Raw genomic sequence first — 25,258 nt, forward strand, 5'->3', positions numbered from 1 at the left:
CCACTCATCCCCCGACCAGTGGTACAAGCTTGATGAAAGTTGCTTCAGTAGCTTTGCTGACGTCTATCTGGTCCGAAAGGCTGCAAAGCTGCCGATCGTCCACCAGCACGACGAAGGCGTTCCGTTCGAAGCCCTTTATCGCGGCATCGGCTTGGTTCTCCCAGCTTCCGGGTCCAGGTCCTTTGACAGTCCTTTGGGCCCCCCGGGCATTGAGCTCGCGTTCGGTGGCGGACACGGCCACCACAGTGGTGCGGCTACCGGCAAGGGCATTGTGGCGGGCGACCTCCTCGCGCACACGCCAACGGATCAATTCCTCTACCGTTATGACATCAGGCAACCCGGACAGTTCTTGCGCGGCTGATGCCCCGGCTCCAGGCAGTTGTTCATCGCACACCCTCAACACGGCCATATGGTCCTCCCCCATCGACTGGACGTTTCCCGCAGCATATACGGCGAGGCAGACATTCAGGGTCGCAAGTCGAAATGGCAATAAAAAACGGACACGGAGCCGGGATGTTTCCGGCTCCGTGTCCGTTCGGAGATGGGTTACGCGTCGATTCAGCCCCGATCCCCCGCAACAGCGGGGTTGGAGACCTCATCGCTTGATTCGTCTTGGTCCTCGGCGTCGCGTTCCGCATCGCCGGACACCAGGCCCCGGCGCCGCTTGGTCGGCCACGTGAAGATGAAGGTCAGCGTCGCCGCGATGAACACCAAAGCTCCAATGACGATGCCCGCGTCAACCCAGAACTGACCCGGGAAGAGCCTGATGAGGGTGTCTTCCAAGGAGAAGGTCCATGTGCCGCTGGCGAAGAAGATCCGGTGGAATTCGGTGAAGAACTGCTGCCAGCTCAGTACAGCCAGGACGGCGAGGCCAATGATGATGACCAGGGTGACGATGGAGCCGGCAAACAGCCCGCGACGGATTCCGCCGTTGCTCCGCTTCCGCAGGTACAGGATGGCGATGATACTGAGGATGATGAGCAGGAGCCCGCCACCGAAGGAGGACAGAATCACCGTCTTGACGTCCGCCATGTGCGCCACTTCGCTGTCCTTGAAGAGCTTGGCGCCGTCCTGGTTCACCAGTCCACCCAGGTACCGGGGACCTGCCCAGTTGCTGAGGTAGTCCACGGCGTATGAGCCATAGGTCATGCGGTCATCAGTGTTGAAGCCGTAGCCGTCGCCAGGGAATCCCGGACGGTTGTACTCCACCCAGAGGAACAACGGGCTGGTCACTGCCCTGACGGCCAACACCAGGAGGATGACAGGGTAGAAAACCGCCAACAGCACCTGGAAGACGCGGGGACCAACCGGCTTAACCTTGGCCGCTTGCTCGCGTTCAGCATTGCGCCTTGCCACTTCGTCTTCTGGCGGACGGACCTGAAGGGCCGACGTCGGCAACGGTTCAGAATAGTGCGAGGGCTGCTTGTTCGAGGATGCACCCGCGAGCGTGTCGGCGAACAGCGGCGGCTCGGCAGGGGCGTCGGCTGCTTCTGCTGCCTTGCGGTCAGCGCGGCTCTCCGGCTGCCCGGCGCCGGCTGAAGCGGGTGACGTCGTTGCAGGCGCAGGGGTGGCACCACTGGACGTCTTTGGCTTCATCCAGTCGAAGGCCGGTTCGTCGGGGTCCTCGTGGACGTCCGTGTCCGGTTCTTGTGGTTTTGGGCTCTTGTCGCTCACAGGGTTCACTTCCGTAGGCATCCACCGGCGAATGCGTGCTGCCGGCTCTCTTGTCTGCATTCGAGCCTACCGCCCGGGTTTGCGCCGACACGAGGAACCAAGCCGCCTTACATCAGATTGAAACGCAACTGTAAGGTCTATGCGGCGATGCTTCTATAACCGCCGTCATTGGCATCCAAGTCACCGGTCTCCCCCGCGCGTACGGCCCGGCCACCCAAAAGCAGCGTGTAAGTCCAGTATCCGCCAAGAACCAAGGCTCCAATGGCGATCTTCGCCCAGACCGGGAGCTGGCTGGGCGTTACAAAGCCTTCCACAATGCCTGACACCAGCAGGACCAGCACGAGGCCCAGGGCGATCGTGATCAAAGACCGTCCCTCATCGGCCACAGCCTGCATTCGTGTCCGGGGGCCAGGACGGACCATGGCCCAGAATATTCTGAGTCCTGCAGCACATGCGATGAACACAGCAGTGAGCTCCATCAACCCGTGCGGGAGAATGTAGCTGAAGAACACGTCGGTTTTCCCTGAGGCCATGAAGACTCCGCCGGCGATTCCCACGGCCTGGGCGTTCATGAAAAGGATGTAGGGCACCCAGAATCCCGTGATCCCGAACGCCACGGCTTGGGCTGAAATCCACGCGTTATTTGTCCACACGGCCCCGGCAAAGGACGCCGCCGGGTTCTCTGAGTAGTAGTCGATGAAGTCTTCCTCGACGTACCTGCGCACTCTCTCATCACTTCCGAACGCCGCTCTCAGCGCATCCGGTGAAGTGCCTATCCAGAGAGCGTAGGCCACCCCGACCACGGTGAAGGCCAGCCCGCACCAGAGTGTCAGCCAGCGGATCCGGTAGAAAGCGGCGGGCAGTGAGATGACGAAGAAGCGGGCCAGGTCTTCCATGAAGTTGGAGCGCGCACCCGTGAACCTGGTGCGGGCTTGCGCAAGGGCAGCGGACAACGAGGACGACAAACCGGTTTCAGGAGCTACCGAACGGATCAGGGACAGGTGCCCGGAAACCGTTTGGTACAGGCGCAGCAGCTCGTCCGCTTCCTCTCCCGTCAGCCGGCGCTTATGCGCCAGAGCATGAAGCCGCGACCATTTATCCCCATGTATGGCCGAGAAGGCATCGATGTCCACGGCACCACCCTAACGCCTGTAGCCCGGGTCCATGCCTCAAAGCAGCGTCAATTGGCCCGGCACGCCGCTAGACTCGTTTGTGCAGGCGCCACGGGGCGCATGTTCGGGAAGCATGGGGGCTGGCTTGAGTTCGATCATTACAGGCGAGGCAGTGGTCCTCGAGCTGCGCGCAGCGTCCTTTGCAGCCCGCGGGCTGGGTCTTGTTCTCGACGTCATTTCCCAAGTCATCCTGGCAATCTTGCTGATCATCCTCGTCTTGTCGGCGTCCTCTGACCTCGACGATTCGGCCATCCAGGCACTGGTCCTGTGCAGCATCGTATTCTCCGTGGTGGTTGTGCCCGTCACTGTGGAAACCCTCACCCGAGGTCGCTCGTTGGGAAAGCTCGCCACCGGTCTGCGGATAGTGCGCGACGACGGCGGATCCATCCGCTTCCGCCACGCCCTGATCCGTGGACTGCTCGGTTTTCTGGAGATCTATATGACCTTCGGGGGCCTGGCGATTGGCGTGGCATTGTTCAACGAGAAGTCCAAGAGGCTGGGCGACATCGTTGCCGGAACGTACTCACTACGCCTGCGCGTGCCGTCGAAACCCCGGATCATGCCCGTCGCGTCGCCTTACCTGCAGGGATGGGTTTCCATGGCGGACATTGGCCGGGTACCGGACTCCACCGCACGGCGGGCAGGCACCTTTGTCCAGCAGGCGTACCTCATGGCGCCGGCATCACGCCTGTCCATGGCAACGTCCCTGGCCACTGAGCTGGCCGGCTATGTTGCACCGCCCCCACCCCATGGCACCATCCCCGAGGACTACATTGGTGCAGTCCTCGGGGAGCGGCGCAACAGGGAACTTGCGCGCCTGCGTCAGGCCGAGCAGAGGAACGCTGTGGTGGGCGCACGGTTACGAAGGCTCCCGTTCACCCACGAGCCCTAGTTAGGCACAGAACCACAGTTCGGCACGGACTCACCCCCAGTGGTCCGGCCTGCGAAGCCGCGGAGGCAGCAGTGTCCGTGAGTTGCCGTCGGCCGCGTTGATCTGCGGCTGCGTCAGATAGAGCGCTGTGGAAAGGTCCGCGCCCGACAATTCTGCTCCGCGAAGATCCGCCCCCAGCAAGTCCACTGCCGCCAGGTCACTGCCCGTCAGCTTGGCCCCTATCAGGTAGGAACCGCGCAGATCCGCCCCGCATAGGCTGAGGCCCACAAGCTGGGCGCCCATCAGGTCGGCACCCGGCTGCAGGCCGCCGTCGGCCATCTGCCGTTCGTCCGCACAGTAAGAAGCGCGGACTTCCTCGCTGACCTCCACGAGAAGGTTCCGCACCTGCCCATGGAGGGTTTCGACGTCGGCATTAAGTACCGTGGTGGCCTCACCACGCGCGGTGGCCGCCACATGCCCGGCGAGGCGGGCTGCCGCCGTGGCAAGCCCGGGATCGAAGGTCCGTTGCCGGGCTTCGTCCAGGTACCAGAGCATCTCGTGGAGTTGCCTGACGATTTTGAAGACGGCAAACATCCCGGGCGCCGAAGCAGGGCGCTCCCGCCAACTGGTACCACCGAAGGTGTGCTGGGAAACCAGCTGTCCGGCGCCGAAACAATCAAAAACCGTGCAGCCGGCGAACCCGCGGGGCCGCAGCCGCTGGTGGATGGTGCAGGAAAAGTCCGCAGCCAGGTTTTGGCACGGCGAAGCGGCAGGCTTATCGATGGCGAAATCCGCAGAGCGGGAGAATCCCAGCGCAGTGCAGCACAGCGCAAAGCAGTTGCCGCAGTCGGGACGAAGGGTTGGTTGAGTGGTCATATAGTGCTCCAGGTGATGAAGTGGGTCCGTTTGAGAGGAGCCGGGGAACCCGTCAGCGGGTTCCCCTAAGGGACACCTGTCATCACGATGGAGGGCAGCACAAAACCGGAGGCCAACAGATGGTTGGCACGGAAAATCCGGGTCAAAGAGAAGTCCGGGTCAAAGAGCGCAAGAAATAATCACTGCGCCGATCCTAACAGCTGGATTACCGCTGGGCGTAGCTGGCCCAGGGAATGTTCCAGTCGCCAAAACCTTCCAATGGTTCAACAGCGGGTGCTCCCGTGTTCAGGATTTGCACCACATCGCCGGTCTTCATGTTGTTGAAGAACCACGCCGCGTCATCCGGCAGCAAGCCCACACAACCGTGCGAGACGTTCACACGGCCGATGGCTCCCCAGGCTGCCTCAAGCGCCTGGTGGACGTATACACCCGACCAGGTCAGACGGTTGGCATAGTCCACTACCATCGGCGGGTAGTAGCCCTTGTCTCCAGGCTTCAGACCGATGCTGCCGGCGTTGAAGTTGGACTTGCGTTCCTGCTCGAGGATGACGGCGTAGCCGGTGGGCGACAACCAGTCTTCGCCGCCGAGGGACACAGGAGCCGTGTGGACCAGTTGTCCATCGGAATACACGTTCATGGTCTTGGTGGTGTCGTCCACTACAGCTATCCGCTGCGGTCCGGTGGTGAAGGTGGACACAACGTCTCCATTGCCGATCATGTTGTTGCCGAAATCGACACCCAACAGCTTCATGTCAACGGTGACTGTGGTTCCGGATGCCCAGAATGCCTCTGGCCGGATGCGCACCTTCTTATCCGAGTACCAATGCCACGCCACCGGCTGGCCGGAGGAGACGGTGATGGCCACCCGCTTCTCCATGGCCGCCTTGTCCACAACCGGCTCACTGAAGTTGATTTCAATGGGTTGGCCGGATCCTGCCGTGCTGCCATTCCGGGGGTAGATGGATGCGTCTGCCTCATACGCGGCGGAAACCGTGGTGAAGGTCTGCGACTTCGTGGTTTCCTTCCCGGCTGTGTCCACCACCGTGTAGGAATAGTTGTACTTGGTCTTGAACTTCAGCACTTCCTGGGTGGTCCACGTGGTGCCATCCGGGCTGATCTTGCCAACCACCGGCGTCCCGCCGTCGGCAGGAGTCAACACGACATTTTTGACCTTGCCGTTGACCGCTTTGAGCTGGGGACCCACCACCGGGTTCCACTCCACCGCGCCGTCCAACGGGGTGATCCCTACCTCGACGGGTTTCGCCTCAACAGTCGGAGTGGGAGACGGGGCGTTGGCGGTGTCCTGCGAAGAGCCGGGCAACAGTCCAGGCACGGTGGCCACGCCGATTCCGCCCACGGCAATGGCCGCGCAGATCCCAATGATGGCAAGGACCTTGCCCGTTTTCCGTTTGGCGACTTCCGTCATGTTTCCCGTCATCCTGTCCCCCGGCAAGCAATACTGAATACCCAATTCTAGTCGAAAGGCCGGCCACGCTGATTGCGCGCCGGCCTTTCTCCATCGATTTGTGGATTATGTGGAGCTCTTAGTAGCGGTAGTGCTCCGGCTTGTAGGGCCCGGCGACATCGAGGTCCAGGTACTCGGCCTGTTCCTTGCTTAGCTCCGTCAATTCAACACCGAGGGCGTCCAGGTGCAGTCGGGCGACCTTCTCGTCCAGGATCTTCGGCAGAACGTAAACCTGCTTCTGGTACTCCCGCTCGCCGGCAGGCTGGTCCTTCTTCGTCCACAGCTCGATCTGCGCGATCGTCTGGTTGGCGAACGAGTTGCTCATCACGAACGAAGGGTGGCCCGTGGCGTTGCCCAGGTTCAGCAAGCGGCCCTCGGAGAGGACGATGATGGAGCGCTCGTTGTCCGTGCCGGAGTCGAAGACCCACTCGTGGACCTGCGGCTTGATCTCTACCTTCTTGACCCCTTCGACCTTGGCCAGGCCGGCGATGTCGATCTCGTTGTCGAAGTGGCCGATGTTGCCCACGATCGCTTTGTTCTTCATGCCCAGCATGTGCTCGGCCAGGATGACGTCCTTGTTGCCGGTCGTGGTGATGAAGATATCGCCTTGTGCCAGCACCGTCTCCAACTTGGCAACCTGGTAGCCGTCCATTGCTGCCTGGAGCGCACAGATGGGGTCGATCTCGGTAACGATGACGCGCGATCCCTGTCCACGCAGAGCTTCCGCCGCGCCCTTGCCGACGTCGCCATAACCACAGACGACGGCGACCTTGCCGCCCATGAGGACGTCCGTGGCCCTGTTGATGCCGTCCGGGAGGGAGTGGCGGATGCCGTACTTGTTGTCGAACTTGCTCTTGGTGACAGAGTCGTTGACGTTGATGGCCGGGAAGAGGAGCTTGCCCTGCTCAGCCAGCTGGTACAAGCGGTGGACACCCGTGGTGGTTTCTTCGGTGACGCCCTGGATGAGGCCTGCGGTGCGGGTCCACTTCTGCGGGTCCTCAGCCAGCGTGCGGCGAAGGAGGTCGAGGATGATCGCATATTCCTCGGGGTCCTCTTCGGTGGCCGCCGGGACAGCGCCGGCTGCCTCGAACTCCACGCCTTTGTGCAGCAGCAGCGTGGCGTCGCCGCCGTCGTCGAGAATCATGTTGGGACCCAACTCAGGGTCGGTGTCGGCGCCCGGCCAGGTGAGGATCTGTTCGGCAGTCCACCAGTACTCTTCAAGGGTTTCACCCTTCCAGGCGAAGACCGGAACACCCTGCGGGTCTTCCGGGGTTCCCTTGCCGACCACGATCGCGGCAGCGGCTTCGTCCTGGGTGGAGAAGATGTTGCAGGAGGCCCAACGGACTTCCGCGCCAAGCGCTGTGAGGGTCTCGATGAGCACGGCGGTCTGGACCGTCATGTGCAGGGAACCGGCGATCCGCGCGCCCTTGAGCGGCTGGGAAGCGCCGAACTCGGCGCGAAGCGACATCAGGCCGGGCATCTCGTGCTCGGCAAGCCTGATCTGGTGGCGGCCTGCCTCGGCGAGCGAAATATCAGCCACTTTGTAGTCGAAAGTCATGGAAGTCCTTAGGGTGCCGTGCGGGTGTAAAAATGTGCGTTCTGAAGCGATGCCCGGTAGGAAAACGGGCTGCTAGGCCTTGGAGTCGTGCTGGCCCGAGCCGGCAGCATTGGCCGCAGCCAGAAGCTCCGGAGGCAGCAGCAGCGGAATGCCGTCCTCGATGGAGTAGCGGAGCTTGGCGCCGTCCCCGGCTTCAGCTGTCGATACCAGCTCCTCGCCCTCCTGGACCAGCGATGAACCCGTCACGGGGCAACGCAGGATGGACAACAGTTCAGGACTGACCTTAGGCATGAATGATGCTCCCTGGGTGGCGCCGGCCTGGCGCCGCTGGCGGATTTATCTGCAGCTTCCAGACTACCGCGCGGGACCGCGGGCTTTGGATCACTGCGACGGTTTGAGTCACGACGGCGGTGCGAGCCGTCGTCGTGACCTCTGACGGCGGTGGAACCTTAGGACGGCTCGCGGAGAATGCGGAGATGGCCCCGGCGGGTGCCCTCGGCGCTCGCCGGGGCTTCAATGTGCGGGTGGCTTTGGCGGGCAGGGGTCTCTGGGGCCGCGGATGCTGCCTCGCGGACAGCGTTCGCCAGCGCCAGGAGATCGTCCGGGCCAGGTTGCGGGGGCGTCGTGGGCATCGCCAAACGCAGCACTTCCCAGCCGCGCGGGACGGTGAGGCTGTCGGCGTGCTGTGTGCAGAGGTCATACGCGTGCGGTTCCGCATAGGTGGCAAGCGGCCCGAGGACAGCCGTTGAATCTGCGTACACGTACGTCAAAGTGGCCACCGCAGACTGGCGGCAGGCTGATCTTGAACACTGACGAATAGCACCCACAACATCCCAGATTAGCGCTACTTGGCACCTGGGGCGCGCATTGAGGCGCCGTGGCCGGCAATGATGGCGTGGTTTGGGCGACTTCGGCGCGGTGTGGACAATGATGTCGCGCTGGCCGGTACCCGGGACTAAAGTCGATATATGCAGTCACAGCCACATGTTCCCGGATTTACCGTCCGGTGGACTGACGCCGATGGCGATCAGACAGAGGGACACGCCGGACCGGGCGTGCGGGGATTCCGGCAGCGCCGGCGCAACCGCCATGGCAGGGGGCTGCGGGGCGAGCTGATGCTTCCCAACCTTCCAGGTTTCCGCACGCGTTCCGAGCGGTTCGACGACATGGTGCTCGACTCCGCCGAACGTCTCCAGGACATGTGGGGCAAACAGCTGGACGGTGTCCTTTTCGCCGTCGACGAGATCCCGCCGAACCTGGAACAGCTGGTCGCCACGGGCAACCCGGCTCCCATGGGTGCCTATACCCCCGGCGGTCGCGGCGAGCCGCCCATGATCACGGTCTTCCGCCGGGTGGTGGAGCAAGGCACCACCACCCGTGACGAACTGCAGGACCTGGTCCACGACGTTGTGGTGGAGTACACGGCGGAAATGCTGGGCGTACCCCCGGAGACCTTGGACCCCGTTTATCGCCGCCGCTACCAGTAGGGCCTGCTAGTAGCCCACTGTGACGGGGACCTTCTCCAGCCCCGCCGCAGCATCCTGGATCGCCACCACTGACACGTCATTGCGGCCTTGTTTTCCCAGGACCATTGCGCCATAGACGGGATCGCCGGATGCGGAAACCACGTATCCCGCTACGACGGCATCGCCGGTCTTTGCCGGGAGTTCGATGACCGACGTGGTGCCACCGGCGAGGTCTAGGTCAACGGCCTTGCCCACCTTGCCGTCGGCCGTGACAGGAGCGTAGCTGACCGTGGCACGGCCCTCAGGGACGCCAAAGCTCAAAGAGCGCAGCCCATCACGCGGAACGGCCACCAGGTGCTGGCTCCCCAACCGCGCCGATGCCGGAGACCAGGCGAAATCCGTGGCTTCTTCAGCCTTCGCGCCACGGGTAACCCTGGTGGATGCAACAAACGAAACGTCGGAGCTGGCACGGACTGTATAACTGCCGGCCGGTACGCCATCGAGATTCATGGTGGCAACAGAGCCACCCTTGACCGTCACTACTCCCCCATTGGGAAGCTTCCGCTCGCCGTTGGCGCCGTACAGGCTGACTTGGACCACTGCATCCGTTGATCCGGGAACGGCGATCTGGAGGGCCGGAACCGCGTCGGCGAAACCGGACTTCGCGCCCAGTGCCTTGATACCGTCGGCGTCCTGAACAGCGACGCCGGACATCACCTGGACGTTCGATGGCCCGTCACCAGGGGAAAGGTACTCGACTCCCCCGGGAGCGAGCCCGCGCAGTACGCTTTGCTGGATTGTTGCCGCCACCGGACCGCCAGTGCTGCGGACGCGGACTGCCAGCTGGGATTCTCCCGGGGCCAGCCCGGCGAGGTTCAGGGAGCGGGTAGTTCCCGGAGCCACCAGGAGTCCCCTGGCGCCCGGGGCCTGGATCTGGCCTTCGTAACCGTAAAGGTCCAGGTTCACCGTGGCTGGGGTTTCTGAGGGGTTACTCACGTTGAGTACCGCAGTGCGGCCAACCGAGGTGTTCGCACCCTGCAACCATGAGTCGTTGGCCGGCGACTGGCACTGCGCCGACGCAAGTCCCCTGAGATCCCCATCCGTAGCCGAATAGCTGAGGTTGGCGGCCATGGACGCCTGCTCGTTTCCGATGGGTGCTGCCTCCACCACTGAGGGCGACGTGACCGGACTGATGGACGCCACACCGGCTGCGAGAACCGGCGGTCCGGACGTAGGCGCAGGAGAGCTCGTGGGAGCCTTGGCGATCTCTGCAACCGCTCCGCCACCCAGGGCCGTGACCTTGCTCCCGGGAACCGTCCCAGCGGGATTGCTCAGCACCACAGCGTTGAGGGCGCTTGCGGCCGTGGTCGAGACAGGGCTGAAGTCGGCGTCCGTGCCCACCACCGTCCCGCTGACCAGCCGCGCCGGTTCGGGGCATACGCCCAGTGCTCGGCCGGCAGGAACGTCAGCCTGGAGGATGTCCGTGCCGGTACCGCCGGAAGGTCCGGGAACCATCGAGGTGGCGGCCACAGCGCCCCCGCCGGCAGCCAGGATGACAACAGCGGAGAGCATCCCGGTGACGACGCCCGAATTGGATCGTCGCGAACCCTTGGTGCGGGACGACTTTTCGCTGCGCTGCGACTTGTCGCTGCGGGAGGGCTTCTCGCTGCGGGGGGACTTTTCGCTGCGGGAGGAGTCCTCGGCCGGATTCGTATCAGCCGCCGGTGTTGCTTCCTCGGCGTTCTTCTTCTGGTCCTCAGACACTGCTGTACTCCTTACGGAGGGATACTTCGTCCCTCGACATGCCCGTGCGGGAACGGCGGGCCGGCATCGGAATCGCCAGCAGGATCGTCAAGGCCATGACCACCACCTGCAGAACTCCCAGCCATACGGCCCAGGGGTTCGTGTAGCGGATTTCGAGTTCCCCGCCACCAGCTGGCAGGTCGAACGCCTGCGACCACCCGGATGTTGTCGCCGTCAACGGCTTGCCGTCGAACACGGCCGACCAACCGGGATCAGCGCGTTCGGCCAGCACCACTTTCCTGCCGTCATCTCCGGCTGGAACGCTGGCCTTTGCCGAAACGTCGTCAGAGGGCAGCGTCCCCACGGTGGCGCCTTGGCCATTGACGATGCGGACACGATGCGCCGCGTCAGCAGCATTGCCCGCCGCTTGGCGGGGCGTCACCCGCCATAGCCAGCCCGCTTCCGTCTGACCCACGGCAACCAGCCCCGGGACGGCGTCGATCCTGCTCGCAGTCAGTTGATCAGCGTTGTCGGCGGCCTTCAGCACCACGAAACCCGCACCGAGTTGCTCAAGGTCGGGGCGGGGATCCACGCCCGTGCTGGCTACGATCGTTGCCACGGCCCGCCGGAGGGATGCGGTAGCGGCGTCATCGGTCGTCAGTTCCTCACGGCCCGGCGCACCAATAATGGTCCTGGCCGAGGCGATCGTGGACAGGCTGTCCAGCGTTGTTCCGGCTCCGCGCATGAGTGAGGATGTGAAGGCGCCTTGCTCTCCGCTGGTGATCACCAGGGTTCGCGTACGTTCTGGCCCTTGGCCACGATCGACGGCGGTAGCGGGCAGGGTGCCGGACTCCGTGGGCCACACTTGGCGGTGGGCGCCCAGGGACGAAGCCGACTGCGGGGTTTTGGAAGCCGGGGAACCCGTGGAGGTCGAAGGTTGGAGGACGTTCTGCGCAGCCCAGGATCCCATTCCCGCCAAAGGCCCGGCAACAAACAGGATCACCACGACGGCCGAAGCAGCGCGTCGCAGCGGAAGCTTCCGGCGGGCAGCATCAGAGGTTCTGCGGCTCGCAGTGAAGATCTTCTCAGCGCCAAGCAAGGCAGCACCGAGCAACAGCATCCCGGAGGCGGACACGGACGGGCCGGTGAAGGGCCCAACGATGACGTTGTTGTTGACGCCCGTGGCCACGTGCCCGACGAGCCAGCCGCTTCCCAAGGTGGCCAGGGCAGCCAACCAGAAAACCCGCGCCAGTGCTGTGCGCTTACCGGGCAGGAACAAAGCCGCCACGGCAAGCAGCACCACAGGCACACCAATCAGCAACGCCAGAATCAGCGCCCACGGCACAGGCCCTGCACCGAACAGCGACAGTCCCGTCAGGCCGCCGTCGATCTTGAAGGCCAGCGGCTGGCCGAGCAGCTGCTGCCACAGCGGAGCGGCTTCGAAGCCGAGGGGAAGTCCAGGGTCGGCCAGCAACGAGCGGGGCCTGTCGAGAACGGAAATGCCATAGGGAAGGAACAATGCCAGTGTTGGCAGCAATGACCACCACATGGTCTTGCCGCGCTGCCCCAGGACCACGGCAGCCAGAACTACTGCGACGATGACCGGCCCCAACAAGGATGGCGCCGAGGCTGTGACGACAGCCATGGCCAAACCGGCGGCGGCTGCTGCAGTCCACGAAGGCGTCCCGTTAACGCCGGGTTTGCTGCGGATGGGACCGGAGGTCGTGTGCCCCTGACCCATCGCGGGGTGCGATGTCCTCGATTGTCCGACCGCAGATCCCGATGCCCGCAGCAATGCAAGCAGCAGCAGCGGCATCATGAGGTGGGCCATCAACGCGCCGATGCGGCCTTCATTGATGGAAATCAAGAGGGTCGGAGCGCCTGCCCACACAAGTGCTGCCACAGTCCGGAACCGGCGTTTGGTGGTCAACGCTCCCGACGCAAACCACGCTCCAACAGCGGACACCGGCATTGCGAGGATGAGGAGCCATGCCATGGCTGCATTCCCGTCCCCGCCGCCGATGAGGGACAGAATCCACAAGACGTAGCCAAATGGGTCGCCGTGGCCCGGCAGGCCTGCGCCAAGGGAAATCCACCATGTGGATGCGTTGGCCCAGATCTCCGCCGGGGATTCCGAGAGAGGGAGGAGCCCGCCTCCGGTGACAGGACCGGAGCGAAGGAGCCCCAGCAGCCCAACTACGGCTGCTGCCAGGGCGATGCAGGCCGCGGCAACAGCGCCGGTTCCCACCCAGCCCCGCTCGTTCGTTGCCAGGGCTTCAAAGTCGTCTGCGGCGTCACCGCTGGGCTCGGGAGCCAGGAGATCGCTGGCGGGCTGGGTGTCCTCACCAGGGCGGATGGCTTCCAGCAAGGATCGCCGATGGGCCCGGACCTCGCGCGTCGGTGTCTGGAGGCCGCGCACCACGGAACGATGGACGCGCCGCGTCCTGGCCGCGACGCGGCGCCCCCGGGCAATCGCGACGGGACGAACCAAAGCTGCCAGAGTGGCCGTGAATTGGGAAAAGCCGTATCCCGGTTCCTTCACGAGGATGCTCAGGACCAGGCGGACGATGGCACCGAAGAAAGCACCAACAGCCTGGAACGGCACCTTCCACCAGGGCGTGTGCTTGAGCCGGAGATGGATCTGGGCTTTTCGCGCTGCCGAGGACGTGCCCAGGCCATGCGGGCGGTGCTCCACGTGGAACATCCGGGCAGAGGGAACAACAACCACCCGGTTGCCGGCAAGCCAGTTCCGCCAGCAGAAATCCACGTCGTCACCACTGCCGGGCAGTGCGGGATCGAATCCGTCCAGCTGCTCCCAGACGTCTCGTCGTACCAACATTCCCGCGGAGTTAACGGCGAACGTGTCCGACCTCGCGTCGTACTGCCCTTGGTCAACTTCGTCGGCGTCGATCAAGGTGAGGCGCTCTGCCCAGCGACTCGTTGAAAGTCCTACATCCACCAAGTGTCGGTCGTTGTCCCAACCGAGCTGCTTGCAACCGGCGACAGTTACCGACGGCGCGCGCTCAACCGCGTGGAGCAGCTCTGCCAGCGCGTCGGGCGCGGGAGCGGCATCATCATGCAGGAGCCAGATCCACTCCACGGCCGGGTTCTCCCCGGACTTGTTCCGGGCAGGAGCAAGCTCCTGCAAACCCGCGCGGACAGCAGCGCCAAAGCCGGTCTTTGCTTGGTGGAAGGTGGTGACATTGCTTTCGCCGAGGGCGCCCCGGAGCAGGCCCAAGGAGTTATCCGTGGAACCTGTATCAATGCCAATGGCGGCATCTGCCGAACGCGTCTGGTCCGACAATGCCGCCAATGTCCTGGGCAGGTAGTTGCCGCCATCGTGGGAAACCACGATGGCGGTAACGTGCACTTCCTTGAGAATTAGACCGCTCGCTTCCTTAGCCGACGGCGCTCCCGCTCGGAAAGCCCGCCCCAAATACCGAACCGCTCGTCATTGGCCAGAGCGTACTCCAAGCACTGTGAGCGCACGTTGCACGCTCCGCAGACCTTCTTGGCATCCCGGGTTGATCCGCCCTTCTCGGGGAAGAATGCTTCGGGATCGGTTTGCGCGCACAGTGCGTCCGTCTGCCAGCCAAGCTCACCTTCGTCGTCGAATTCCCCTTGGCCGGGGAGACCGATCCATACAGGTTGTCCGGGCGTCTCAAGCGGACGGCGCAGCTCCATGGGAGGATCGTCGAGTTCATCTTCCGGACCAGCCGGCAAGTCACCGATCAATGCCTCATGTGCCGCGAGGAGGGCCGTTGCCTGGTCCTCCAAAGACTGCTGCACATTCTGGTTGTATCGGTCTGCCGCTTCCGGATCCGCGGGGTCCACGTACCAGTCTCCTGGCACTTCCCGCGAACGGTATTTCACCGACGCATGTTCTGCGACGACTGCATCTTCCTGGATACGCAACGCTTGCCCCATGGCGTCCCTCCTGAGTTTGCAGCTGCTGCTTGGATGTATTTCCGACTTCCGGTGGTGTTTCCGGATGCCTGTGCAGCGGCGTTGATTACTAATTACACGCGTGTAACTACAGTCAGTCAAGCCGCGCCGGGATAATAATCAAGAAGCTGTGGAAAAGTGGGATGCGCCACGCCCAACATCCCGGGCCTTGGCCCAATCGAAACCCGCGGAAAATTGGGACCCCTGAATCGCTTGCGTGAACATTCGTTGAATTACCGCGGAATCGGCATGGGCGTAACGGACGCAACCAGCGATTGGACAAAAGCGAGTGTGTCGCAATTCACATCCGGCGCTCTCTTCCCGGGAACGCTGCGCAACGGCCGTGGCAAGATTGACGCATGAGCATTCCGGCAGTGAACTTGATGACCGCCCTTCGGTCCGGGCATTCAACATCGCCCCGACTCACTTGGTACGGCCCCGACTCAGAGCGGGTTGAACTGTCCGGGCGTGTTCTGGACAACTGGGTGGCCAAAACAAGCAACCTGCTCCAGGACGAGCTCGACGCCGAACCCGGGATGTCCATCCGTCTGGACCTTCCGGCCCACTGGAAGTCCTTTGTCTGGGCACTGGCTGCCTGGCAGTTGGGAATGGAGGTAGTCCTGGACGGCACCTCCGCCAATCTTTTGGTCACCGATAAGCCTGACGACGGCGCCGGGGCCGGCTTCGATGCGGTGGTCGCCGTACCGCTCGCGGCACTTGCGATGCGCTGGCCCGGTGAGCTGCCATCCGGCGTCGTGGATTACGCGGCGGAAGTACGCTCCCACGGCGACGTCTTCATGGCCCATAACGACGTCGAGGAGGCCAACTCCGCCGTGCGCGGTTCTGCCGGGCACCTGCACGCGGAGCTGCTGGAGGGCTTTGCCGCTGCGCAGCAGCCCTCAGTCCGGCTTCTGGTGCGCACAACCGACGGATTGGAATCATGCCTCGCCGCGGCCCTCGGGGCATGGAAAGAGGACGGCTCCGTTGTGCTCGTGCACCCAGACGTGGATGTTACCGAGCATCTCCTGGACAACGAGCGGATCAGCCGGCCGTAGTATCAGCGGCTCGGGTTTACTGGGCGTCAGGGCTTCTTGCTGGAGGGAAGCTCGCCGGTTGCCGGATTTCCCGCTCCTGCTTCGGCGCCGGCTTTGGCCTTGGGGTGGATATCCAGAAGTTCGTGGTCGTGCGAAAATTCCGGTTCCTGGTCGAGTTCCTTGTTGAAGACCAGGAAGCGGTAGGCAAAGAACCGGACTACTGTCGCTACCAGAATGCCAACTACACCGGCGGCGAAGAGCAGGTTCTTGTCCGTGATGTTCAACCAATAGTTGGCGATGAACGTGAAACCGGTGGAGATCCCGATTCCGATTCCGTTGATGATGACGAACATCACGAACTCGCGCAGAACGTTGTCCTGCCTGCGATGCCGGAAAGTCCAGAACCTGTTGGCGATCCAGGAGAAGATAGTTGCCACCACGGCACCAACAAAACGCGCTTTGGACGGGCTGTCCGTCATCGGGCCGTGCATCAGGTAGTACGTGAGGCCGTTGTCGATAACGAACGCAACACCACCCACAGCGCCGAACTTGGCCACTTCGCGCCAGAAAAGCGAAGCAAGTCCGCGGATGCGATCTGCAAGTGTGGTGATCATGACCCTCCATGGCCGTTGAAAGTGGGCCGATGGGCCTCGACCATTTTAGCGCCGATTTCCATGCGCTGCCCGGGAGTACGCTGTGAGAACACCTATACGGTGGCCTGAACTGACGATAAATGGCGCCAAAAGGGCAGCAGAATCAGTGATCCCCCTGCCGGTTCGGTAGGCTGAACCTTGTGACTTTTCCAGTAATTGGCGTTGTTGGCGGCGGCCAACTCGCACGAATGATGGCTCCGCCCGCTACCGCACTGGGCTTCGAACTCCGTGTTTTGGCCGAAGGCGAGGACGTTTCGGCGGTTGCCGCCGTGGCTACGGCTCCCATTGGCGACTACAAGGACCTCAACGCCCTCCTTGAGTTCTCAAAAGGCCTGGACGTACTGACGTTCGATCACGAGCACGTCCCCACAGGGCACCTGAGGGCTCTGCTGGATGCAGGCGTCAATGTCCAACCCGGACCTGACGCGCTGGTCAACGCCCAGGACAAGCTCGTAATGCGCGCAGCTATCGACCGCCTTGGCCTGCCCAACCCCGAATGGTCCGCCGTGCACACCGTAGATGAACTGGTGGCCTTCGGCGACAGGATCGGCTGGCCCGTCGTACTGAAAACGCCACGCGGCGGTTACGACGGCAAGGGCGTCAGGATCGTCGACTCCGCATCCGATGCTTTGGAAACCGCCGACTGGTTCCAGGCCATGAGTCCCCTCTTGGCCGAAGCAAAGGTGGAGTTCAGCCGGGAACTCTCCGCCCTGGTGGCACGCACCCCCAGCGGCGAATCCCGTGCTTGGCCTGTTGTCCACACTATCCAGGTGGATGGTGTCTGTGACGAAGTCATCGCTCCGGCCCAGAACATCCCTGTGGAAGTGGCCGCAGCCGCCGAGGAAGCCGCGCTCCGCATCGCCAACGAACTCGGTGTTACGGGCGTCATGGCTGCCGAGCTGTTCGAAACCCCGGGCGTCGGTGCGGGATTCCTGATTAATGAATTGGCCATGCGTCCGCACAACACCGGCCACTGGACCCAGGATGGTTCCATCACCAGCCAGTTCGAACAGCACCTGCGTGCCGTGCTGGACCTGCCGCTGGGGGCCACCGACGCACTGGCACCGGTAGTTGTCATGAAGAACTTCCTTGGTGGGGAAAACCAGGATCTTTTCAAGGCCTTCCCCATGGCTCTGGCGTACGAGCCTGCCGCCAAGGTGCATTCGTACGGCAAATCCGTACGCCCGGGCCGAAAGATCGGTCACGTCAATCTCGTCGGCACCTCCGTCGCCGACGTCGACTCCGTGCGTGAGCGCGCCACCACGGTGGCCAACATCATCCGTAATGGCCGCACGCCCGAACAGACCCCACTCGAGGAGACCGTATGACGACCACACCGCAAGCTCCGCTGGTAGGACTCGTCATGGGCTCGGATTCCGACTGGCCCGTCATGGAGGCGGCCGCGGACGCCCTGGCCGAGTTCGGCATCCCTTTCGAAGCAGACGTGGTCTCCGCCCACCGCATGCCCACCGAAATGATCAGCTACGGACAGACCGCCCATGAGCGCGGCCTTCGCGTCATCATTGCCGGTGCCGGCGGCGCTGCCCACCTCCCGGGCATGCTGGCATCCGTGACGCCGCTTCCCGTCATCGGTGTTCCCGTTCCGCTCAAAACACTGGACGGGATGGACTCCCTGCTGTCGATCGTGCAGATGCCGGCCGGCGTTCCGGTAGCCACCGTGTCCATCGCAGGTGCCCGCAACGCCGGGCTCCTGGCCGTACGCATGCTCGCATCCGGCACTGACGAATTGGCCGCAAAACTCAGGGGCGATCTTCTCGATTTCGCCCAGGAGCTCAACGACGTGGCCAGCAAGAAGGGCGAGAACCTTCGCCGCAAAGTGGAGGAAGTCTTCTCCCCGGCCAACGCTTCAGCCCGGAGCACCCGCTAGGAAGGCAGCGGATGACTACCATGCACAAGAACCCGAATCAGCCTGGTTCCGCCCTGACTGATCCCGTCCGCTACCCATCCGGTGCCAGTGCACCGGTGCGGACCAAACGCGCTTTCGTGCTGGTCCTCCTCACCCTCTTTGTTCCCGGCAGCGCCCAGATCGTCGCAGGCGACCGTAAGCTTGGCCGCCTGGCCCTGCGCGTGACGCTCACTGTGTGGGCCCTGGCGCTGCTGACCATAATCATTGCCGTGGCGAACAGAACACTGCTGCTGGGCATTGTGACCCATCCTGTGGGGTCGCTGTTCATCATTGTCGTTCTGGTTGCCCTCGCCCTTGGCTGGGCGTACCTGTTCCTCAACACCCTGCGGATCATCAGGCCAACGCTTCTGGCTCCCGGAATGCGGCCCATCATCGCCGTAGTGGTGGCAATTGCCACCGTTCTCGCCAGCGGATCGCTGGGATACATCGCCTACGTGCTGAACGTGAGCCGTAACGCGATCGGCAGCATCTTCGAAGCCGGTCCCGCGATCGACCCCGTGGACGGGCGCTACAACTTCCTGATGATGGGCGGCGACGCCGGGGATGACCGCACCGGTCGCCGTCCCGACAGCCTCTCCGTCATCAGCGTCGACGCGAAAACGGGCGAGAGCGCGATCATCTCGGTTCCCCGCAACCTCCAGAACGCACAGTTCAGCGAGGAATCGCCCATGCGGAAGATTTACCCGGACGGCTACAACTGCGGCGACGAATGCCTCATCAATGCCGTCAACACCGAGGTCACCAACAAGTACAAGGACCTCTACCCGGGCGTCCAGGACCCCGGTGCCCAAGCAACCCTGGAGGCTGTCTCCGGTACGCTCGGCATCACTGTCCAGGCGTACGTCCTGGTGGACATGGATGGCTTCGCCAAACTCATCGACGCCATGGGCGGCATCCGCATCAAGGCCGGCGGCTGGGTACCGATCAGTGGCCCGGTCACAGATGAAGCCAATGGAATCCACGGTATGCCGGACGGCTGGATCCCTGCCGGGGACCAGCATCTGGATGGCTTCCACGCACTTTGGTATGGCCGCTCCCGCGAATTCGTGGACGACTACGCCCGCATTGCGCGCCAGCAGTGCGTTCAGCAGGCCATGCTCAAGCAGCTGGACCCTGCCACCCTCCTGACCAAGTTCGAGGACATCGCCAACGCCGGAACCAAAGTAGTGGATTCCAACATTTCGTCCAACCAGCTGGGCAGCTTCGTTGACCTTGCTCTGAAGTCCAAGAATCAGCCCGTCAAACGCCTCACCATCGGGCCACCGGATTTCGATGCTTCCTTCTCCACGGTCCCTGACTTTGATCTGATCCATTCAAAGGTCCAGGAAGTGCTGGCCTCCTCCAGCAACAGCCCCAAGGCGAGTGACGCCGTCGTGCCTTCCGGCGGACGCGGTGCTGCCGCGGGAGCCGCAGCTGCCGGCCCGTTAGTGGCTGCCGGAGCTGTCAGCGCCCTGGCACCCGCAAGCCAGCTGCCTTCGCCGTCGGCGGATTTCACCCCCGTGACCACCACCCCGGACGGCACGCCGATCACCATAGAGTTGTTGAACGGCCTTAAGGCCCAAGGCGACGAGCAGGGCATCCGCGACCTCGTGGCCACCAATGGCCAGTGCGCACCCCTGTAAGTTCCACCCACGTTCAGCGCAACGATAAGGACTTTCTTTCGTGTACCAGATTGAGAATGTTTTGCGACCCTACGCGTGGGGTTCGACGACGGCGATCGCCGGGCTGCTGGGACGGCCGGCGTCAGGCGGTCCTGAAGCCGAAATGTGGATAGGGGCCCACCCGGACTCCCCCTCCACCGCCATTCACCCCAACGGCGTCACCCAGCCCCTCGACGCCCTCATCGCATCCGACCCCCAGCGCAACCTTGGTTCGGAAAGCCTCGCCGAGTTCGGTCCCCGCCTGCCGTTCCTCACCAAGCTCCTGGCGGCAGAACAACCGCTGTCCCTCCAGGTCCACCCAAGCCTGGAGCAGGCACGGGAAGGATTTGCACGCGAGAATGCCGCGGGAGTCGCCCCGGACGCCGCGGATCGCAATTACCGCGATGACAACCATAAGCCGGAGATGATTTTCGCCCTCACACCGTTTAAGGCGCTGTGCGGCTTCCGCCCCCCTGCTGATTCCCGTGCCATCTTCGAGCACCTGGCCCACGTCCTGGACTCCGCCGCCGTCGACGTTCCGCAGGTGATCACCGACGTCGCCTCCGACCTCGCCCAGGCCGACCCGACGGCGGCACTGAAGGCCGCCTTCAGCCGCCTGATCCAGGGCGGCAGCGAGGTCTCCGATGCCATCCACGAGGTCGTCGCCGTCCTGGCAGCAGGAGCGCCCCTGGAACCCCACCGTCAGGCGTTGACGGCGATGCTCGACATCAACGAAGCCTTCCCCGGCGACCCCGGCGTCCTCATCTCCCTGCTCCTGAACCACCTTTCGCTGGAACCCGGGGAGGTTGTCTACCTGCCGGCGGGCAACGTCCATGCCTACCTCCACGGGTTGGGTGTCGAGGTCATGGCGTCCTCGGACAATGTCCTCCGCGGCGGCCTCACGCCCAAGCATGTGGACGTTCCGGAGCTGTTGAAAACCGTCCGTTTCGAAGCCCTCGGCGTTCCGCGCGTGGAAGCCAGCGGGACCGAATTCGGACAGGAACTGTACCGTCCGCCCTTCAAGGAGTTCCAGCTCCAGCGCATCGAACTCGCCCCTGACGGAGCCCCGGTGCCGTTGGCGCAGACAGGACCCGCCGTCGTCGTGGTTGTTTCCGGTTCGGTGCTGCTCGACTCGCCCAAGAGCGATCTCCAGCTTGGCCGCGGCGCTGCCGCTTTCATCCCCGAGATCGAGGCTCCGGTCAACGTCCACCCCGTTCAGGGCGCCACCGACACCAGCATCGCCTTTGCCGTGACCACGGGCTTGGGGAACTAACGCATGGAATTTTTTCTTCAAACGCCCGCTTGGGCGGCAGTCCAGCGTTCCCTGGGGCGCCGCGTGCACGAACAATCAGGCCCGGGCTGGAGCTTCCTCGCCATCGAGGAAAAGAACCCGGCCGGCAAAGTCATCTACGCCCCCTACGGGCCGGTGGCAGATTCCGTTGAGGCCTTCGACGCCGCCACGGCAGCCCTGGTGGCTTTGGCCAAGGCGGAGCACGCAGTGTTCGTCCGCATGGAACCAGCTGCGGCAGGATTCACTGCGGACGACGCCGGTCCCCTCCTTCGCGCCCGCGGCCTGCGGCCCGCGCCGGTCAACCAGCAGCCGGAGCTCAGCTGGGTGGTGGACCTGGAGGGGGATTTCAAGGATGTACTGGCCGGCATGAAGCCGACCAACCGCAACCTGTACCGGAACATCCACAAAAAGGGCGTGACGTTCCGGGCCTCCCAGGACCCGTCGGACATCTCGATCCTGCTGCACTTCCTCCATCTGACGGCTGCGCGCAATGGCTTCAAGCCGCAAAGCGACGAGTACCTGACCCAGGTGGCGGCGTCGTTGTTGCCCTCCGGTGCCGGAACCCTGTTCATTGCCGAGCTGGAGGGTGAGCCCATCGCGGCCGCATTCGCCTACGACTCGGCAGACACGCGTGTCTACGCCCATGCAGCACTGGATGACACGCACCGCAAGCTCAGTGCCGGTATCCCGCTCCTGGTCACGCTTATGGCTGATGCCAAGGAGAAGGGCCTCAGGCACGTGGACCTCTGGGGCGTGGCACCTGAGGACCAGCCCGATCACAAGTGGGCCGGCTTCACCGCCTTCAAGAAGTCCTTCGGGGGCCGCGAAGTCTCCTACCCCGGCACCTGGGACCTCCCGGTCAACAAACTCCGCTACGGTGCCTACCAGCTGGCCCGGAAGGTCCGCGACAAGCTCCGCTAGAGCGCTCGGTATTTGGTGTCGCGGCGTGCCTCTGCGACCCACTTTGCAGGCTCTCGGGACGGGACACGCCGGTGCTTACGGAGTGTCGGGCGGCCCAAGGCGGCAAAGTAGGTGGCGACGGTACGCCCAGGCGCCGCCCGCGGAAGGCTCGACGTCGGGCCCCCACCCAAGTGCCGCCGTCGGTATGTGCCGCTGCGACCCACTTTGTGCCCGCTCAGGAGGGGACACACTGCTGATGGCGGCGTGTCGGGCTGCCCACGGCGGCAAAGTAGGTGGCGGCGGCACACTCCATCGGCCCCGCCCCACCCAAAAACGCGCGAAGCCGAAACCGGGCGGGCACAAAGAAGGACGGCGGGTATCGCGAAAGCGGCATCAAATCGACGAGGTACGAGGAGATAGCCGCCGAGCGATGCCCGCCGTCCTTCAGTTGGTACGTAGGTGTTTAGGCCTTGCGCGCGTACGTCTCCCACTTGGATGCGTGGTGCTCAGCATCGACGAAACGCACCGTGCCCGACTTCGAGCGCATCACGATGGACTGCGTCAGGACGCGGTCCTTCTGGTAGCGAACGCCGCGCAAGAGGTCGCCGTCGGTGATGCCGGTGGCCGCGAAGTAGCAGTTGTCCGAGGTAACGAGGTCGTTGGTGGACAGGACGCGGTCGAGGTCGTGTCCGGCGTCGATCGCCTTCTGCTTCTCTTCGTCCGACGTCGGCCAGAGGCGGCCCTGGATGACGCCACCAAGGGACTTGATGGCGCACGCTGCAACGATGCCTTCAGGCGTACCGCCGATGCCCATAAGGGCGTCGACGCCGGTGCCCGATCGTGCCGCGGCGATGGCGCCTGCGACGTCGCCGTCCATGATGAACTTGGTGCGCGCACCTGCTTCGCGAATCTCTTCGACCAGCGGACGGTGGCGGTCACGGTCAAGGATCATGACGTTGAGCTGGTTGACCTTGACGCCCTTGGCTTTGGCGATCAGGTGCAGGTTCTGCTTGACGGGCAGGCGAAGGTCCACCATGTCGGCAGCTTCGGGCCCCGTGACGAGCTTCTCCATGTAGAAGACAGCCGAGGGGTCGAACATGGAGCCACGCTCGGCTACTGCCAGCACAGCCAGGGCGTTGTTGATGCCCAGCGCGGTGAGGCGGGTTCCATCGATGGGGTCGACTGCAACGTCACACTCGGGACCAGTGCCGTCGCCAACCTGTTCGCCGTTGAACAGCATGGGGGCTTCGTCCTTTTCGCCTTCACCAATCACCACGACGCCATTGAAGTGGACGGTGTGAAGGAACGAACGCATGGCGTCGACGGCGGCGCCGTCTGCTTTGTTCTTGTCGCCGAAACCAACCCAGTGGCCACCGGCAATAGCCGCGGCCTCGGTGACTCGGACGAGTTCAAGCGCAAGGTTGCGGTCGGGTTCGTCGATGCCGACGGCGAGCGACGGCGAAATCGTGGAATACTGCTGGGTCATTGGTGCAGGAGACACTTGAACCTCTTCTTCGAGTGACGATTCACGGGACCGGACAAGGTTGCACAAAGGCAACCCGGGGTTCCTCTACCAACGATCATAGTCGCCACGTCCACTGAGGGTGGTTGAATGACCACCGGCCGCAATACCGTTGGTGAGATTGCCCGATGTGTGTTCCCCGCCCCGATAAGGGATCATTGAGGGGTGAGTGAAACGCAGGACAAGCCCGCCACCGGTCAGCAACCGGAAGCTGCTGTGGCTGACCCCATCAACGCCCAGGAAGCCCCCTTCAAGCCCGTGATCGCGGCGAAAGCTGCCAAACGGGCCAACGCCTCCGTCATTGGCATGGTCATCGCCCTTCTGGTCTGCGTACTGGCTTTCCTTCCCATCGTATTGATGAATCCCGCACCCAAGGGCGAGGGCTTCCGGCCAGCCATCGACGTGGCCTCCATCGCCAAAAACGCCGAAGGTGTGGCGGGATTCACACCCGTGACGCCGGATACCGGCGACACATTCCACCCGAACTACGCCCGCTGGGAGTCGGGAAGCGGAACGGGCGTCCCCACCTGGGAGGTTGGTTTCCTCACTCCCAAGGAAGGCTTCATTGGACTCACCCAGACCAATAAAGCCAATCCCACCTGGACCCTGCAACAGACCGGCAACCTCCCGGTGACCGGTACCCGCAATGCCGGCGGGCAGGATTGGGAACTGCGCGACTCCGGCAAGGAAAAGCGCAGCATGGTCCTTGAGTACAAGGGCACCACCATCATCCTGAGCGGCACGGCAAGTCTTGAGGAATTCGCGACGCTGGCCGCCGCCGTCGTGAAGTCCGCTGACAAGGCCACAGCGGCCGCGTCACCATCGGCTCAAAGCAGCGCAACAGTTTCACAGCCAGCAACGCCTGCACCGTAAAGTAATAAGGTGCCTACTAAACTGACTCCAGCCCTGGCCTGGCAACGCCTCCGCGAGGGCAATGAACGATTTGTTTCCGGCGAATCCCGGCATCCAAACCAGGATGCCTCCCGCCGCTCGTCCCTGCTCGAGGGCCAGAACCCCTTCGCCGTGATCTTCGGCTGCGCGGATTCACGCCTGGCCGCAGAGATCATCTTCGACCTCGGTCTGGGCGATGCCTTCGTGGTGCGCACGGCCGGTCAGGTGATCGATGACGCCGTCCTGGGTTCGCTCGAGTACAGCATCAGCGAACTCAAGGTTCCCCTGATCGCCATCCTGGGCCACGACAGCTGCGGCGCCGTGACTGCCACCAAGGGCGCAGTGGAAACCGGCGAAATGCCGCCGGGCTTCATCCGCGACCTGGTCGAGCGCATCACCCCTTCGGTCCTCACCGCCAAGCGCAACGGTCAGGAGGACGTCAACGACATGGTGGTGGAACACGTCAAGCAAACTGCAGAACGGCTTGCAGACAGCTCACGTGTGATTTCCGACGCCATTGAGGATGGCCGCGTGGCTGTCATCGGTCTCTCCTACAAACTCGGCGAGGGCCAAGCTGCCCTTGTTTCCGCGATCGGCGAGCTCTAGGAAGCCGTGCCCCGGCCACCTGGC

The 25,258-nt window shown here is 63.5% G+C and carries 23 protein-coding genes; 10 read left to right on the plus strand and 13 right to left on the minus strand.

What is annotated here, in order from left to right; all coding sequences use genetic code 11:
* Positions 1-4 precede the first annotated feature (4 nt).
* From ACFUOZ_RS13535 to ACFUOZ_RS13545, 3 genes are all read right to left on the minus strand, one after another.
* Entirely contained in the window at positions 5-424 is a 420-nt protein-coding gene (locus ACFUOZ_RS13535) for a hypothetical protein (protein ID WP_377548919.1), read from the minus strand.
* A 134-nt stretch (positions 425-558) separates the two neighbouring features.
* Positions 559-1,674 carry a TIGR01906 family membrane protein gene (locus ACFUOZ_RS13540; protein WP_377548921.1) on the minus strand — a complete coding sequence of 372 codons (1,116 nt, stop codon included), beginning with the start codon at positions 1,672-1,674 and terminating at the stop codon, positions 559-561.
* Positions 1,675-1,811: 137 nt separating this feature from the next.
* The gene (locus ACFUOZ_RS13545) at positions 1,812-2,807 is read right to left on the minus strand and encodes a stage II sporulation protein M (RefSeq protein WP_377548924.1); all 996 of its coding nucleotides are present in this window, start codon (positions 2,805-2,807) and stop codon (positions 1,812-1,814) included.
* A gap of 124 nt (positions 2,808-2,931) precedes the next feature.
* Between ACFUOZ_RS13545 and ACFUOZ_RS13550 the strand changes: the two genes are divergently transcribed.
* A complete protein-coding gene (locus ACFUOZ_RS13550) occupies positions 2,932-3,738 on the plus strand; it encodes an RDD family protein (protein ID WP_377548926.1) in 807 nt (268 codons plus the stop codon).
* A 30-nt stretch (positions 3,739-3,768) separates the two neighbouring features.
* Here ACFUOZ_RS13550 and ACFUOZ_RS13555 read toward each other — a convergent pair whose 3' ends face one another.
* The 5 genes from ACFUOZ_RS13555 to ACFUOZ_RS13575 form a co-directional block, all read right to left on the minus strand.
* Positions 3,769-4,593, minus strand: a complete 825-nt coding sequence (locus tag ACFUOZ_RS13555; protein ID WP_377548928.1) for a pentapeptide repeat-containing protein — start codon at positions 4,591-4,593, stop codon at positions 3,769-3,771.
* A gap of 205 nt (positions 4,594-4,798) precedes the next feature.
* Positions 4,799-6,031 (minus strand): Ig-like domain-containing protein, encoded by a 1,233-nt coding sequence (locus ACFUOZ_RS13560; RefSeq protein ID WP_377548931.1) that lies wholly within the window; start codon positions 6,029-6,031, stop codon positions 4,799-4,801.
* A gap of 106 nt (positions 6,032-6,137) precedes the next feature.
* Positions 6,138-7,616 (minus strand): adenosylhomocysteinase, encoded by a 1,479-nt coding sequence (gene ahcY, locus ACFUOZ_RS13565; RefSeq protein WP_377548934.1) that lies wholly within the window; start codon positions 7,614-7,616, stop codon positions 6,138-6,140.
* Positions 7,617-7,688: 72 nt separating this feature from the next.
* The gene (locus tag ACFUOZ_RS13570; RefSeq protein ID WP_377548937.1) at positions 7,689-7,907 is read right to left on the minus strand and encodes a Trm112 family protein; all 219 of its coding nucleotides are present in this window, start codon (positions 7,905-7,907) and stop codon (positions 7,689-7,691) included.
* Positions 7,908-8,065: 158 nt separating this feature from the next.
* Complete coding sequence (locus tag ACFUOZ_RS13575; RefSeq protein WP_262278523.1) at positions 8,066-8,443, minus strand: DUF3499 domain-containing protein; 378 nt, start codon at positions 8,441-8,443, stop codon at positions 8,066-8,068.
* Between the two features lie 141 nt (positions 8,444-8,584).
* On the opposite strand from ACFUOZ_RS13575, the gene ACFUOZ_RS13580 reads away from it, so the two are divergent.
* Positions 8,585-9,103 carry a metallopeptidase family protein gene (locus ACFUOZ_RS13580; protein WP_377548939.1) on the plus strand — a complete coding sequence of 173 codons (519 nt, stop codon included), beginning with the start codon at positions 8,585-8,587 and terminating at the stop codon, positions 9,101-9,103.
* Between the two features lie 6 nt (positions 9,104-9,109).
* Here ACFUOZ_RS13580 and ACFUOZ_RS13585 read toward each other — a convergent pair whose 3' ends face one another.
* The 3 genes from ACFUOZ_RS13585 to ACFUOZ_RS13595 are packed head-to-tail and all read right to left on the minus strand — an operon-like array spanning position 9,110 to position 14,752.
* Positions 9,110-10,846: a DUF5719 family protein gene (locus ACFUOZ_RS13585; protein WP_377548942.1), complete on the minus strand. Its 1,737-nt coding sequence runs from the start codon at positions 10,844-10,846 to the stop codon at positions 9,110-9,112.
* Positions 10,839-14,195, minus strand: a complete 3,357-nt coding sequence (locus ACFUOZ_RS13590) for a glycosyltransferase (protein ID WP_377548945.1) — start codon at positions 14,193-14,195, stop codon at positions 10,839-10,841. The genes ACFUOZ_RS13585 and ACFUOZ_RS13590 overlap by 8 nt, the downstream gene beginning before the upstream one ends.
* 11 nt (positions 14,196-14,206) lie before the next feature.
* A complete protein-coding gene (locus tag ACFUOZ_RS13595; protein WP_377548947.1) occupies positions 14,207-14,752 on the minus strand; it encodes a WhiB family transcriptional regulator in 546 nt (181 codons plus the stop codon).
* Between the two features lie 377 nt (positions 14,753-15,129).
* On the opposite strand from ACFUOZ_RS13595, the gene ACFUOZ_RS13600 reads away from it, so the two are divergent.
* A complete protein-coding gene (locus tag ACFUOZ_RS13600; protein WP_377548950.1) occupies positions 15,130-15,825 on the plus strand; it encodes a TIGR03089 family protein in 696 nt (231 codons plus the stop codon).
* Between the two features lie 26 nt (positions 15,826-15,851).
* Here the strand turns inward: ACFUOZ_RS13600 and ACFUOZ_RS13605 are convergent, their stop codons facing one another.
* Entirely contained in the window at positions 15,852-16,418 is a 567-nt protein-coding gene (locus ACFUOZ_RS13605; protein WP_377548953.1) for a GtrA family protein, read from the minus strand.
* 179 nt (positions 16,419-16,597) lie between these two features.
* Here ACFUOZ_RS13605 and ACFUOZ_RS13610 point away from each other — a divergent pair, with 179 nt between their 5' ends.
* Genes ACFUOZ_RS13610 through ACFUOZ_RS13630 form a run of 5 tightly spaced genes read left to right on the plus strand, consistent with a single transcriptional unit; the run spans position 16,598 to position 22,236 of the window.
* On the plus strand, positions 16,598-17,785 hold the full coding sequence (locus ACFUOZ_RS13610; RefSeq protein ID WP_377548956.1) for a 5-(carboxyamino)imidazole ribonucleotide synthase: 1,188 nt from the start codon (positions 16,598-16,600) through the stop codon (positions 17,783-17,785).
* Complete coding sequence (gene purE, locus ACFUOZ_RS13615; protein WP_377548958.1) at positions 17,782-18,345, plus strand: 5-(carboxyamino)imidazole ribonucleotide mutase; 564 nt, start codon at positions 17,782-17,784, stop codon at positions 18,343-18,345. Before ACFUOZ_RS13610 ends, purE begins: the two co-directional genes overlap by 4 nt.
* A gap of 11 nt (positions 18,346-18,356) precedes the next feature.
* Positions 18,357-20,006 carry an LCP family protein gene (locus tag ACFUOZ_RS13620; protein ID WP_377548961.1) on the plus strand — a complete coding sequence of 550 codons (1,650 nt, stop codon included), beginning with the start codon at positions 18,357-18,359 and terminating at the stop codon, positions 20,004-20,006.
* Positions 20,007-20,046: 40 nt separating this feature from the next.
* On the plus strand, positions 20,047-21,297 hold the full coding sequence (gene manA / locus ACFUOZ_RS13625) for a mannose-6-phosphate isomerase, class I (RefSeq protein ID WP_377548964.1): 1,251 nt from the start codon (positions 20,047-20,049) through the stop codon (positions 21,295-21,297).
* Positions 21,298-21,300: 3 nt separating this feature from the next.
* Positions 21,301-22,236 (plus strand): lipid II:glycine glycyltransferase FemX, encoded by a 936-nt coding sequence (locus ACFUOZ_RS13630; RefSeq protein ID WP_377548967.1) that lies wholly within the window; start codon positions 21,301-21,303, stop codon positions 22,234-22,236.
* 442 nt (positions 22,237-22,678) lie between these two features.
* On the opposite strand, the gene glpX is transcribed toward ACFUOZ_RS13630, so the two are convergent.
* Complete coding sequence (gene glpX, locus ACFUOZ_RS13635; protein ID WP_186313628.1) at positions 22,679-23,701, minus strand: class II fructose-bisphosphatase; 1,023 nt, start codon at positions 23,699-23,701, stop codon at positions 22,679-22,681.
* A 201-nt stretch (positions 23,702-23,902) separates the two neighbouring features.
* Between glpX and ACFUOZ_RS13640 the strand changes: the two genes are divergently transcribed.
* Both ACFUOZ_RS13640 and ACFUOZ_RS13645 read left to right on the plus strand, forming a co-directional pair.
* Entirely contained in the window at positions 23,903-24,610 is a 708-nt protein-coding gene (locus ACFUOZ_RS13640; protein WP_377548970.1) for a DUF4245 domain-containing protein, read from the plus strand.
* A gap of 9 nt (positions 24,611-24,619) precedes the next feature.
* Entirely contained in the window at positions 24,620-25,234 is a 615-nt protein-coding gene (locus tag ACFUOZ_RS13645; protein ID WP_144661913.1) for a carbonic anhydrase, read from the plus strand.
* The last annotated feature ends 24 nt before the right edge of the window (positions 25,235-25,258 follow it).

It is taken from the genome of Paenarthrobacter sp. NPDC057355, assembly GCF_042667405.1.
In the GTDB taxonomy this organism is placed as follows: Bacteria; Actinomycetota; Actinomycetes; order Actinomycetales; family Micrococcaceae; genus Arthrobacter.

Bases quoted from the DNA above. Each gene is read 5' to 3' on its own strand.
- ACFUOZ_RS13630 (WP_377548967.1), top strand. From the start codon at position 21,301: ATGGAATTTTTTCTTCAAACGCCCGCTTGGGCGGCAGTCCAGCGTTCC.
- ahcY (WP_377548934.1), bottom strand. From the start codon at position 7,616: ATGACTTTCGACTACAAAGTGGCTGATATTTCGCTCGCCGAGGCAGGC.
- ACFUOZ_RS13570 (WP_377548937.1), bottom strand. From the start codon at position 7,907: ATGCCTAAGGTCAGTCCTGAACTGTTGTCCATCCTGCGTTGCCCCGTG.
- ACFUOZ_RS13620 (WP_377548961.1), top strand. From the start codon at position 18,357: ATGACTACCATGCACAAGAACCCGAATCAGCCTGGTTCCGCCCTGACT.
- glpX (WP_186313628.1), bottom strand. From the start codon at position 23,701: ATGACCCAGCAGTATTCCACGATTTCGCCGTCGCTCGCCGTCGGCATC.
- ACFUOZ_RS13580 (WP_377548939.1), top strand. From the start codon at position 8,585: ATGCAGTCACAGCCACATGTTCCCGGATTTACCGTCCGGTGGACTGAC.
- ACFUOZ_RS13595 (WP_377548947.1), bottom strand. From the start codon at position 14,752: ATGGGGCAAGCGTTGCGTATCCAGGAAGATGCAGTCGTCGCAGAACAT.
- ACFUOZ_RS13600 (WP_377548950.1), top strand. From the start codon at position 15,130: ATGAGCATTCCGGCAGTGAACTTGATGACCGCCCTTCGGTCCGGGCAT.
- ACFUOZ_RS13555 (WP_377548928.1), bottom strand. From the start codon at position 4,593: ATGACCACTCAACCAACCCTTCGTCCCGACTGCGGCAACTGCTTTGCG.
- ACFUOZ_RS13535 (WP_377548919.1), bottom strand. From the start codon at position 424: ATGGGGGAGGACCATATGGCCGTGTTGAGGGTGTGCGATGAACAACTG.
- ACFUOZ_RS13560 (WP_377548931.1), bottom strand. From the start codon at position 6,031: ATGACGGGAAACATGACGGAAGTCGCCAAACGGAAAACGGGCAAGGTC.
- ACFUOZ_RS13605 (WP_377548953.1), bottom strand. From the start codon at position 16,418: ATGATCACCACACTTGCAGATCGCATCCGCGGACTTGCTTCGCTTTTC.
- purE (WP_377548958.1), top strand. From the start codon at position 17,782: ATGACGACCACACCGCAAGCTCCGCTGGTAGGACTCGTCATGGGCTCG.